Genomic DNA, 11564 nt, shown 5'->3' with positions numbered 1-11564 from the left:
AGCGGGTGCCGCGGACCACCATCCGTGCCGACAGCCCCGACCTGCGCCCGGACCTGGTCGAGCGCGACTTCACCGCGACGGCCCCGAACCGGTTGTGGGTCGCCGACATCACCTACATCTAGACGCATTCCGGTTGGGTGTATGCCTCGTTCGTCTTGGACGCGTTCTCCCGGAGGATCGTGGGTTGGCAGCTGTCACGTCATCTCTACACCGATCTCGCCCTAGACGCACTCAACATGGGGATCTGGATCAGGGAACGCAGCGGTGCAGATCTGTCGCGGTTAACGCATCATTCGGACCGCGGTGTCCAATACGTTGCCATTCGCTACACTGAGCGGCTCGGCGAAGCTGGTGTCGTCGCTTCCGTCGGGTCGGTCGGCGATTCCTATGATAACGCGATGGCGGAGGCATTCAACTCGTTGTTCAAGGCCGAATTGATCCGCAACAAGGGGCCGTGGGCGGGGATCAGCGACCTTGAACTCGCGGTCGCCGAGTACGTCGACTGGTACAACCACCGCCGACTACACGGCGAACTCGGCTTCGTCCCGCCGGTCGAGTACGAGATCCATAACGCCACCACCACGACCGCCCGGCAGCCCGCCGGAGCATGAGAACTCAGCCTCTACCAAACCCGGCACTTGACAGGGTGTCGTGGACGTAGCGCCAGGCGGTGCTGATCGCGACCCCGAACCCGACAGCAAGCCGGGCGTAGGTGTCACCGTTGCGCAGATACGCGAGGACGAGCAGGGCCTGGTGGCCTGCGGTGAGCCGCCACCACCGACCCGTGCTATCCCGCCGACGGCGCCGGATCAGCGTGCTGAGCTGGGTGAGTGTGTGGGTCGACAACGCGATCGCAGCAGGGTAGGACAACACGACGAGGCTCCCGGTCAGGATGGTCGATCTTGGTCGACTGCTGTCCTACCGGGAGCCTCACCCAGCCCCGCTACCCCCCAACGGGCCGCTGACCAGCGAACTCACGATGGAAAAGGCTCAGCGTAAAAACACGCGGTGCGGCGCATCAGGTCGCGAGTGACGCGGGCCGCACAGTGTCGATCTTGACAGTGGTTGAAGTGTCGGGTTTCAGTTGGTGAGTGAGGATTCGGAAGTTTGCGCGTCAGGTGGCTGTGTCGGTGGGAGTGATGGGGGCGGTGGTGGCGGGGTCGTTGGTTCTTCCTGCGTCTCCTGCGTATGCGGGTGTTGATCATGTGATGCGGTGTCCGGGTGAGGATGCGGCGTGGCCGGCGATGTGTCCTGATGCGATGGATATTGATCGGGCTCGGAATGTGACGTCGGTGAGTTTCGATGTTCCGCCTCGTGCTACTGCGTATTTGACGGTGACGATGGAGCAGGAGGATGGCTTCGCGCGGAATGAGCGTACGGTGTCTGTGATGAATGCTATCGATGATATTCAGCGGATGCAGTGGTCGGTCCCTCCGTATGATCGGGATATGACGTTCAGGATTGTTCGGGTGGAGTTGCATTTCTCGACTCCGCGATAATGCGGTCGGGTTGTGGTGGGTGCGTGATGTCCACTGAGTGTTTTCCAACCTGCCGTTCGTGCAGGTCACAGCGACGCTCCCGCGGTGTCCCCCACCGGATGATCGCCCGCATGACCTGCGGTAGGAGCATCCACGCGCGCACCTCCGCTGTTAGCGAGCGCCTGTCTCTTGGTGTCGTCAACCAGGATGAAAAACGCTCAGTGCAGCCGGTTCTCGATGTTCCAGTGAGCTTTTGCCAACCTGGTGTTCGGGCTGATCAGAGCAGGTACGGCGTGGCGTGACCTCGAATGGGTGAAGCTCCTGGTAGGCGGGCGGTTGTCGAGACCAGAATCGTCCAACCAGGAGCTTCAAGGTGCTGTCCTACCCGTCCGGGATGACCGTGTCCAGCCGTGCCCTGCACGTGCTTTCTGACGCGCTGCGCGCGCACCGCAACCAGCGCCGGAGCCGGTGGCGGAAGCTGACGGCGGGCTGCCAGGCCCTGCTCGTGGTCGCGCACCTGCGCAAGGGCGAGACCTACGCCGACCTCGCCTGCGGTTTCCGGGTGGGGGCCTCAACGGTCTACCGCTACCTGCGCGAGGCGATCGAGCTGCTCGCGGCGATGGCCCCAACCCTGGCCCAGGCGATCGAGGTCGCCATCGGCAAAGCGTTCGTGATCCTCGACGGCACCCTGCTGCGCATCGACCGCGTCGGCATGGCCTCGGGCTACGACCGGAGATTCTACTCCGGCAAGCACAAGTGCCACGGACTCAACGTCCAGGTCATCGCCGACCCCGCCGGCCGGCTGGTGTGGATCTCCCCACCCTTGCCCGGGGCACGCCACGACATGGGTGCGGCCCGCGGGCACGGCATCATCGACGCCCTGACCGAACATGACATCCCCGCCGCGGCCGACACCGCCTACCAGGGTGCAGGACCGACCGTGGCGGTCCCGCAGAGGCGTCGGCGCCTTGATCCCGACACCGGCCGCTACCGCCCCCTGTCCAGCAACCAGAAGGCGGTCAACGCCGCACACGCTCGCCGCCGCGGACCGGGTGAGCGGGTCAACGCCGAGCTGGAGAACTGGAAGATCCTCCGCAAGATCCGCTCCAGCCCGAACCAGGCCGGACAGCTCATCGCCGCAGTTCAGACCCTCATGATCGCCAACACCTGATCAGGTTGGCAAAGGCTCACTGGGTCCGGGACGTCTCCTTCGACGAGGACCGCCCCCAGACCCGCACCGCAGCCGGACCGCAGGTCATGGCCGCCCTGCGCAACCTCGCGATCACCGCACTCCGACTGACCGGGACCACCAACATCGCCGCCGGACTACGCCACCACGCCCGAGACGCCCACCGGCCCTTGACCACCTACAAGATCATTTGACGACTTTGCCGGGGCCCTGCTAACCGCCCCAAGCGAGCCGCTGACCAGCACAATCACGATGGAAAAGGCTCACTCCTGAAGGTAAAAATAAACGAGGAAATTCTTGGTCCCGCCGTTACGTTTGTGCGTTCAACCATAATGAACTCCTCCGTCATTGCTTTTTCATTCGAGCGGGCCTAATCTTGAAAAAGATAGCCGAGGCTAAGATATGAGGTGTCATGCGTATCCTATCGACCGTGCGCCAAGCTGTCGTTGTAGCTACTGTCGCAGCGCTCACCATCGGAATCGCGAGTATGGCATATGCGACAGAAAATCCACCTCAGGGAGGTGTCGCCCCACCTATTACTAGCACCGCCCCTGACCTCTCGCCTGATGAACCTGTTGAAACAGTTGCGCCAGAGTCTGAATTGACTTCAGGTGATAGAGTGGTTGCAACTGATCCGGAGGCTCTCGCTTACCTTCTTAACTGTCACCCAAGGCTGTTTGCGGATAAGCCTCATATTTCAAGAGACGGATCCGGGCAGCTATCTAGTCATGGAACCTGGGAGTCGGGTCTTTGCCGCGATAAGCGTGGGTCAATTGCTATCCACCTTCAGGCTTTTTTCAGTGATCACACTTGGAGATCACGAGGAGTTATGGGATTTTCTACTGTTCGCCCTGGGGGCGGGGCTGGGAAACGGGCTACGGCAAGAGTTCAATGTCTAAGCCCGAAGCCTGTCTCCTGGAAGGCCTGGGCCGTCATTCACACGCCGAGTGGCGGAACAGCTTCCAAGTATTCTAACGGAACCACAATTAACTGCGCAGATGACTGATAGGAGTACCCGCCCGCCGCTGCAGGTGAGTAAGTTCATTGTTCGAATATCTTACGCAGGCGGACTGCCCCCCCAAACAGTGTTTATCGAGATAGCTGAATACGCACGAACTAAAGATCTTCGCACTATCGAGGTGAGAAAGCATGGCTGGAGTCAATCAATAGGTCATCAGTCAATGACTATGGAGTTGGCAGTGCTTGAGCGGGCAGCACTAAATCATCTCATACCTGATGATGCAGAAGAAACAGGCGAGATTCAAGAATGGGGAATAATTCAGCAGAAGCTAGAACGGTGCGGCCTGTTCATCGCTCTTGAAGATCTAAAAAAAGTTCCAGTCACGATCGAGGTGGATGAAATCCTAGAGGAGCTAGTGTCGCGTTTCTGAAGTTGGTTGACGGTTCACTTTCTTGAGGATTTCGTCGGCGGTCTTGGTTTAGACGAAGGGGTGTTTGCGGTCGTTCCATCCGGTGATTAATTGGCGGATCTTCGCGTTGAGGTCTTTGACGGCTCTTCCGGTTTTAGAGTGCGAGGGCTCCGCAGTGCAGCAGGGAGCGGATGCGGTAGTTGATCAGGTTGCGGAAGCCGAGAGCGTTGCGGCGCAGCGCTTCGAGGCGGCCGTTGATGGCTTCGGTGGGGCCGTTGGATGCTCGGTGGTCGAAGTAGGCCAGGACGTCGTCGCGGCGTCGGTGCAGGGTCTGTCCGAGGGTGGCGAGTTCGTCGAGCCCGGTGGGTAGGCGGGTGCGGATCTGGTCGATCACCGCGGCGAGCGCGGTCTTCCCGCGGCTGCGGTCGGGGTCGGCGTAGGCGGCGATGATCTGCTGATACGCCCACCAGGTGACCTCGACACCGACGTGCTCGTCGCCGGCGAACACCGTCTCGAGGCGGGTTCGCTGCGTGTCGGTGAGCAGCCCGAGCCGGGTCCGCAGGGTGCGTCGCACGCCGTAGAGGGGGTCACCGGCGCGGCCCCGGTGCCCGAGGGTGTCCTGCTGGACCCGTTGGCGGCACCGGTCGAGTTTCTGCCGGGCCAGAGCGACGACGTGGAACGGGTCCATCACCGCCACCGCATCCGGCAGCGCGGTGGTGGCGGCGTTCTTGTAGCCGCCGAACCCGTCCATCGCCACGATCCGGACCCCGTCGCGGAACACCTGGTCGCGGGCGTCGAGCCAGGCCCGCATCGCCGCCGCTGAACGGCCCGGCACGAGGTCGAGCAGCCGCGCAGGTCCCTGGCCTGCGACAACGGCGGTGAGGTCGGTGATCACGGTGACGAACCCGCCGCCGTCGGCGCCGAACACGTGAGCCCACTTGTGCTCGTCGACCCCGATCACCCGGACCCCGTGCAGGCGGGCCGGACCGGCCGTGAGCAGCAACTCCTGCGTGGCAGCGACCGAGATCGTGTTCACGGTGTCCCACGATCGGCCCAACTCGCGGGCGACCGCGGACACGGTGGCCTTGTCCACGGCCAGCCTAGGCAGGGCATAGGCCGCGCAGCGTCTGGTCGTGGTCCAGCCCGGGCGGGCCAGCTGGCTGCTGTCGTGGGCGAAGATCTCGCGGGCGCAGGGTTGCGTCCACGGAGATGGTGTACGGCGTCGTTGCTGGTGATCGGTGTGGCGTCGGGATGTGAGACGGCCACCGGGTGATCCTTCGAGTGCTCTGGTTCTCGAGGGAGGAGACGCGATGGCCGCGTCAGACAGTGTGAACGACGTTGCCGGTTGGCTCGATGACCGGTTCGCCGAAGCTAGCCTGGATCTGCTGCGGGCGATGATCAAGCAGTTCGCCGAGACGCTCATGTCGGCCGAGGCGGACACGGTGTGCGGGGCCGGTTACCGGGAACGCAGCGACGGGCGGGTGAACTCCCGCAACGGCTACCGGGCTCGGGAGTGGGACACCCGCGCCGGCACGGTGGAGTTGGCGATCCCGAAGTTGCGCACCGGCTCGTACTTTCCCGGAGTGGCTGTTGGAGCGGCGTCGGCGCGCCGAGCAGGCCCTGGTCTCGGTGGTCGCGACGTCCTACCTGCTGGGGGTGTCGACCCGGCGGGTGGAGAAGCTGGTCGGCCAGCTCGGCATCGCCGGATTGTCGAAGTCCCAGGTCTCGGAGATGGCCAAGAGCCTCGATGAGCAGGTGGAGGCGTTCCGGTCGCGCCCGCTCAACGACAGCCCGTATGCGTTCGTCTGGCTGGACGCGCTCACTCAGAAGGTCCGCGAGCACGGGCGCACGGTGATCGTGCACGCCCTGATCGCGGTCGGAGTGACCACCGACGGACAACGTGAGGTGCTCGGGCTGGAAGTCGTCTCCGGTGAGGACGGCGCCGGCTGGTTGGGGTTCCTGCGCTCGCTGGTCGCTCGCGGGCTGTCCGGGGTCGCGCTGGTGATCTCGGACAGCCATCAGGGTCTGGTCGGCGCGATCGAGGCCACGCCGCCCGGAGCCAGCTGGCAGCGGTGTCGTACGCACTACGCCCGCAACCTGGCCACGAAGGTGCCGAAGTCGGCGCAGCCGTGGGTGCTCACCCTGCTGCGCACGGTCTTCGACCAGCCCGACACCGCCGCGGTGCATGCCCAGTTCGACCGGGTCGTCGACGGGCTGGCTGAGAAGTTCCCGGCCGCGGCCGAACACCTCGACACCGCCCGCGCGGACCTGCTCGCCTTCGCGGTGTTCCCGCGTGAGCTCTGGCGCCAGATCTGGTCGAACAACCCTCAGGAACAACTGAACAAGGAGATCCGGCGCCGCACCGACGTGGTCGGGATCTTCCCCGACCGCACCGCCGTGATCCGCCTGGTCGGGGCCGTACTGGCCGAACAGACCGACGAATGGGCCGAAGGCCGCCGCTACATCAGCCTCGACCTACTCACCAAGACCCGAGCCGCAACCAGCCCACCCGCGGCCGAGACGACGACCATGGAGGTGACGACCGGCGCGCTCAGCGCCTAGATTGACCACGAAGGCTCACACGGTGGTGTCGATCTCCATCCACCACGTCCGCGGACGCGACCGGGCGCAGCCGTCGTGGAGACACCCGTAGCGCGGTACCCGAACCCGCAGCTGCAGCGGATGACCGACCACCGGAACATCGGTGACCCGACGCGCGACACTGTCACGGTAGGTCCCGACCAGCCCGCACCCCGGGCACGAGCCGGGCCCATCGACCAGCAGATCACACCACAACACCGTGGTCTCACCGTCAACCGCGGCGTCGGTGATCCGTACGCCGAGCTCCACGGTACGGACGATCGTGTCGGCCACGATCTGGGCGGGCGGGCACGTAGGCTGCGACATCAGGTCCCCGGGGCTCGTTGATGGTGTTCGGCGTAGGAACCTGCATCATCAACCGTCCGAAGCAATCGTCAAGACCTGTGGATGAAGATCTTTTAGGCGGCTTCGGTGTGGGTGTGGTCGTCAGGTCGTTCAACGAGTCGTCCGGCTTCGAAGACTGTTCCGGCGCGGACGAGCGCGACCAGGTGCGGGCCGTTCACGGCGCGCCAGCGGTCCTGGGCGGCTTCGATGAGTTTGAACGCCATCGCGAGCCCGGCGGTGCGTGAGCCGGGCCCGCGGGTGACCCGGGTGCGGTGGCGGACGGTCGCGAACGTGGACTCGATCGGGTTCGTGGTGCGTAGGTGCTGCCAGTGCTCGGCGGGGAAGTCGTAGAAGGCGAGCAACTCATCGAGGTCGTCACGGATCTTCACCACGGCCTTGCCGAACTTTGCCCCGTAGACGGCGTCGAAGCAGGTCACGGCGTCGAGGGCCTTGCGTTTGTCTTCGGCGTTCCAGATCTCGGTCAGCGCCTTCTTCGCTCCCGGGTGCGCACTCTTGGGCAGTGCGGCGAGGACGTTGGCGGTCTTGTGGACCCAGCAGCGCTGCTCACGGGTCTCGGGGAACACCTCCCGTAGCGCGCCCCAGAACCCGAGCGTGCCGTCCCCGACGGCCAGGACGGGGGCGCGTATGCCGCGCCGCGCGCAGTCGCGCAGCAGGTCCGCCCAGGACTCGGTCGATTCCCGGTAGCTGTCGGCGAGGGCGACGAGCTCCTTGTGCCCGTCGGCGCGGACTCCGATGAGCACGAGCAGGCACAACTTGTGCTCGGCGAGGCCGATGTTGACGTGGATGCCCTCGGCCCACACGTACACGTAGTCCACCCTGGACAGGTCCCGGTGGGAGAACGCCTGCTGCTCGGTCTTCCAGGTCTCGGTCAGCCTGGTGATCGTCGATGAGGACAGGCCCGCGTTGGAGCCGAGGAACTGCCCCAGCGCGGGCACGAAGTCTCCCGACGAGAGGCCGTGCAGATAGAGCAGCGGCAGCACCTCGGTGATCTTCGGGGTCCTGCGGCACCAGGGCGGCAGGATCGCCGAGGAGAACCGGCGCTGCTCACCGGTCGCGGGGTCGATCCGGCGGTCGTCGACCCGCGGCGCCCGCACCGCCACCGCGCCCGCGGCTGTCACCACCTCGCGAGGTTCGTGGGAGCCGTTGCGCACTACCAGCTGTCGGCCGTGGGCGTCGCGTTCGTTGCTGTGGCGGGTGATGTAGTCGTCGACCTCGGTCTGCAGAGCTTGGGCGAGCATCCGGCGGGCGCCCTCGCGGACGAGCTCGTCGATCAACGCCGGCCCCTCCTGCAGGCGGGCCTCGTCGCCGGATCCGGGTTCGGGAACTACGGTGAGCATGGGTCGTGCCCTTCCGACCAGCGTTGCTGCGCCGGTCTTGCTTGAGAGCCTTCAAGATCACCGGAAGGGTGCGGCCTGTCTCGCGCCGGGTTTGATGGAGGGTGTCAAGCCAGGAGATGATGAGCAGCGATGGCAGCCCCACGGAAGCACCCCAACGAGCTGCGGGAACGAGCGATCCGGCTGGTCCTCGACGCCAAGGCCGACCCTGTCAACGCCGGCACGAACGTCTGCCGCCGTATCGGTGACCAGCTGGGAATCCTTCCGGAAACCCTGCGCGGCTGGGTGAAGCAAGCCGAGATCGACGCTGGATCCCGGCCTGGGACGACGACCGATCAGGCCGCTCGGCTGGCGGAGCTGGAGCGGGAGACCCGTGAACTCCGCCGGGCCAACATCATTCTCAAGTCCGCTTCGGCTTTCTTCGCGGCGGAGCTCGACCGCCCGCAACGGTAGTCACCGACTACATCGACAAGAACAGGAACGAGTTCGGGGTCGGGCCGATCTGTGCCGTGCTGAAAGACGCCGGTATCCCGATCGCCCCGAGTGCCTACTATGCGGCGAAGACCCGTCCACCCTCGGCCCGGGCGGAACGCGACATCCTCGTCTCCGCCGAGATCGCACGCGTGCACGCCGAGAACTACGGCGTCTACGGCGTCCGGAAAGTCTGGGCACAGCTGGGCCGCGAAGGCGGCGTGGACGACCGGCCGGTCGCGCGGTGCACCGTCGGCCGGCTCATGAAAGCCGCAGGCCTGCGCGGTGTCCGGCGGCAGCGGGTGCCGCGGACCACCATCCGTGCCGACAGCCCCGACCTGCGCCCGGACCTGGTCGAGCGCGACTTCACCGCGACGGCCCCGAACCGGTTGTGGGTCGCCGACATCACCTACATCTAGACGCATTCCGGTTGGGTGTATGCCTCGTTCGTCTTGGACGCGTTCTCCCGGAGGATCGTGGGTTGGCAGCTGTCACGTCATCTCTACACCGATCTCGCCCTAGACGCACTCAACATGGGGATCTGGATCAGGGAACGCAGCGGTGCAGATCTGTCGCGGTTAACGCATCATTCGGACCGCGGTGTCCAATACGTTGCCATTCGCTACACTGAGCGGCTCGGCGAAGCTGGTGTCGTCGCTTCCGTCGGGTCGGTCGGCGATTCCTATGATAACGCGATGGCGGAGGCATTCAACTCGTTGTTCAAGGCCGAATTGATCCGCAACAAGGGGCCGTGGGCGGGGATCAGCGACCTTGAACTCGCGGTCGCCGAGTACGTCGACTGGTACAACCACCGCCGACTACACGGCGAACTCGGCTTCGTCCCGCCGGTCGAGTACGAGATCCATAACGCCACCACCACGACCGCCCGGCAGCCCGCCGGAGCATGAGAACTCAGCCTCTACCAAACCCGGCACTTGACACTCAGAGGGATGAAGGTGTTCCCCCGACCCGGGTCCGTGGGCCCCTGCCCGATGTGGAATGCGATAAGCAGCCCAGGTGAGTAGCGCAGCGATGACGAGACAGGCCAGGACAGGTCCGGGGTGGGCGGTGGTGCTGGCGGGTGCGGCGTCGGCGGTGTTGGTCGCCGGGGGCTGCAGCCCCGGTGGGGCCGGTCATGCCGGTCATGCTGGGCATGGGCAGCCTGCTGCGGTGTCGGAGTCGCCTGTCCCGACAACGACTCCGGTGCCGGTGGACAAGGCGAAGTTGGTCACCGATTTCTACACTCAGGCGTTCGTCCACCGTGATGTTGCGGGTGCGTCGCAGACCTATGTCGCGGAGAACTACATCCAGCACAATCCGCAGGTCCCGAACGGACGGGCGGCGTTCGTGGACACGATGGGCCCGTATGTGAAGGACAGCGGGGTGACGTTCCGGATCGGGCGTGTCGTGGCTGAGGGCGACATCGTCGTGGTCCACGCGGAGTCGACGGAGAAGGATGGGAAGCGGTCCGCAGTCGCGGACTTCTTCCGTGTCGAGGGCGGGAAGATCGTCGAGCACTGGGATGTCATCCAGGCCATCCCCGGTGACACCGCCAACGGCAACCCGATGGTCCCCGCTCCTACCTCCTCGCAGGCCCCGGGGCATCCGTAGAGGATTTCCCGCTCATCTCCGCCGCGGGTGTCGTACCGATCGATCTGATCAGCGCGGTGGTGACCAGGCTGGTGGTCTTGGTCGTGGCGGCGTGCCAGCCCACGATCGCCCGGGAGTAGCAGTCGATGACGAATGTCAAGTGCCGGGTTTGGTAGAGGCTGAGTTCTCATGCTCCGGCGGGCTGCCGGGCGGTCGTGGTGGTGGCGTTATGGATCTCGTACTCGACCGGCGGGACGAAGCCGAGTTCGCCGTGTAGTCGGCGGTGGTTGTACCAGTCGACGTACTCGGCGACCGCGAGTTCAAGGTCGCTGATCCCCGCCCACGGCCCCTTGTTGCGGATCAATTCGGCCTTGAACAACGAGTTGAATGCCTCCGCCATCGCGTTATCATAGGAATCGCCGACCGACCCGACGGAAGCGACGACACCAGCTTCGCCGAGCCGCTCAGTGTAGCGAATGGCAACGTATTGGACACCGCGGTCCGAATGATGCGTTAACCGCGACAGATCTGCACCGCTGCGTTCCCTGATCCAGATCCCCATGTTGAGTGCGTCTAGGGCGAGATCGGTGTAGAGATGACGTGACAGCTGCCAACCCACGATCCTCCGGGAGAACGCGTCCAAGACGAACGAGGCATACACCCAACCGGAATGCGTCTAGATGTAGGTGATGTCGGCGACCCACAACCGGTTCGGGGCCGTCGCGGTGAAGTCGCGCTCGACCAGGTCCGGGCGCAGGTCGGGGCTGTCGGCACGGATGGTGGTCCGCGGCACCCGCTGCCGCCGGACACCGCGCAGGCCTGCGGCTTTCATGAGCCGGCCGACGGTGCACCGCGCGACCGGCCGGTCGTCTGTCTCGCGCCGGGTTTGATGGAGGGTGTCAAGCCAGGAGATGATGAGCAGCGATGGCAGCCCCACGGAAGCACCCCAACGAGCTGCGGGAACGAGCGATCCGGCTGGTCCTCGACGCCAAGGCCGACCCTGTCAACGCCGGCACGAACGTCTGCCGCCGTATCGGTGACCAGCTGGGAATCCTTCCGGAAACCCTGCGCGGCTGGGTGAAGCAAGCCGAGATCGACGCTGGATCCCGGCCTGGGACGACGACCGATCAGGCCGCTCGGCTGGCGGAGCTGGAGCGGGAGACCCGTGAACTCCGCCGGGCCAACA

8 protein-coding genes, 5 pseudogenes and 1 other annotated feature are annotated in these 11564 nt (G+C 65.0%); of the genes and pseudogenes, 8 read left to right on the top strand and 5 right to left on the bottom strand.

Features of this window, described 5'->3' with window-relative positions:
* Positions 1 to 611 (top strand): annotated as a pseudogene (locus Ae150APs1_RS34115) (IS3 family transposase); the annotation flags it as partial.
* 31 nt (positions 612 to 642) lie between these two features.
* Here the strand turns inward: Ae150APs1_RS34115 and Ae150APs1_RS29680 are convergent.
* Positions 643 to 873 (bottom strand): annotated as a pseudogene (locus Ae150APs1_RS29680) (transposase family protein); the annotation flags it as partial.
* Between the two features lie 978 nt (positions 874 to 1851).
* Between Ae150APs1_RS29680 and Ae150APs1_RS29675 the strand changes: the two are divergent.
* The 3 genes from Ae150APs1_RS29675 (at position 1852) to Ae150APs1_RS31705 (ending at position 4058) form a co-directional block, all read left to right on the top strand.
* Positions 1852 to 2649: an IS5/IS1182 family transposase gene (locus Ae150APs1_RS29675; RefSeq protein WP_075303011.1), complete on the top strand. Its 798-nt coding sequence runs from the start codon at positions 1852 to 1854 to the stop codon at positions 2647 to 2649.
* A gap of 5 nt (positions 2650 to 2654) precedes the next feature.
* Complete coding sequence (locus Ae150APs1_RS29670) at positions 2655 to 2861, top strand: hypothetical protein (RefSeq protein WP_212567356.1); 207 nt, start codon at positions 2655 to 2657, stop codon at positions 2859 to 2861.
* Positions 2862 to 3698: 837 nt separating this feature from the next.
* Positions 3699 to 4058: a hypothetical protein gene (locus tag Ae150APs1_RS31705; RefSeq protein ID WP_139317294.1), complete on the top strand. Its 360-nt coding sequence runs from the start codon at positions 3699 to 3701 to the stop codon at positions 4056 to 4058.
* A gap of 133 nt (positions 4059 to 4191) precedes the next feature.
* Here the strand turns inward: Ae150APs1_RS31705 and Ae150APs1_RS29660 are convergent, their stop codons facing one another.
* Entirely contained in the window at positions 4192 to 5460 is a 1269-nt protein-coding gene (locus Ae150APs1_RS29660) for an ISL3 family transposase (protein WP_249266623.1), read from the bottom strand.
* On the opposite strand from Ae150APs1_RS29660, the pseudogene Ae150APs1_RS29650 reads away from it, so the two are divergent.
* Positions 5348 to 6599 (top strand): annotated as a pseudogene (locus Ae150APs1_RS29650) (IS256 family transposase). The gene Ae150APs1_RS29660 and the pseudogene Ae150APs1_RS29650 sit on opposite strands and share 113 nt — an antisense overlap.
* A 15-nt stretch (positions 6600 to 6614) precedes the next feature.
* Here Ae150APs1_RS29650 and Ae150APs1_RS29645 read toward each other — a convergent pair.
* Complete coding sequence (locus tag Ae150APs1_RS29645) at positions 6615 to 6911, bottom strand: transposase family protein (protein WP_212567355.1); 297 nt, start codon at positions 6909 to 6911, stop codon at positions 6615 to 6617.
* Positions 6912 to 7036: 125 nt separating this feature from the next.
* The gene (locus tag Ae150APs1_RS29640; RefSeq protein WP_075303007.1) at positions 7037 to 8320 is read right to left on the bottom strand and encodes an IS256 family transposase; all 1284 of its coding nucleotides are present in this window, start codon (positions 8318 to 8320) and stop codon (positions 7037 to 7039) included.
* 129 nt (positions 8321 to 8449) lie between these two features.
* Here Ae150APs1_RS29640 and Ae150APs1_RS29630 point away from each other — a divergent pair.
* Both Ae150APs1_RS29630 and Ae150APs1_RS29625 read left to right on the top strand, forming a co-directional pair.
* Positions 8450 to 9696: pseudogene (locus Ae150APs1_RS29630) on the top strand (IS3 family transposase).
* Positions 8731 to 8859: a sequence feature (AL1L pseudoknot), on the top strand. Its footprint overlaps the pseudogene before it by 129 nt.
* Positions 9697 to 9997: 301 nt before the next feature.
* Entirely contained in the window at positions 9998 to 10399 is a 402-nt protein-coding gene (locus Ae150APs1_RS29625) for a nuclear transport factor 2 family protein (RefSeq protein WP_158071568.1), read from the top strand.
* Between the two features lie 166 nt (positions 10400 to 10565).
* Here the strand turns inward: Ae150APs1_RS29625 and Ae150APs1_RS29620 are convergent.
* Positions 10566 to 11129, bottom strand: a pseudogene (locus Ae150APs1_RS29620) (IS3 family transposase); the annotation flags it as partial.
* A 173-nt stretch (positions 11130 to 11302) separates the two neighbouring features.
* On the opposite strand from Ae150APs1_RS29620, the gene Ae150APs1_RS33070 reads away from it, so the two are divergent.
* Positions 11303 to 11564 (top strand): transposase (locus Ae150APs1_RS33070; RefSeq protein WP_212567354.1); only part of this gene is annotated, 262 nt, incomplete at its 3' end.

The sequence above is a fragment of the Pseudonocardia sp. Ae150A_Ps1 genome (assembly GCF_001932315.1).
Lineage (GTDB): Bacteria > Actinomycetota > Actinomycetes > Mycobacteriales > Pseudonocardiaceae > Pseudonocardia.
This window is presented reverse-complemented; position numbering and strand designations above follow the sequence as displayed.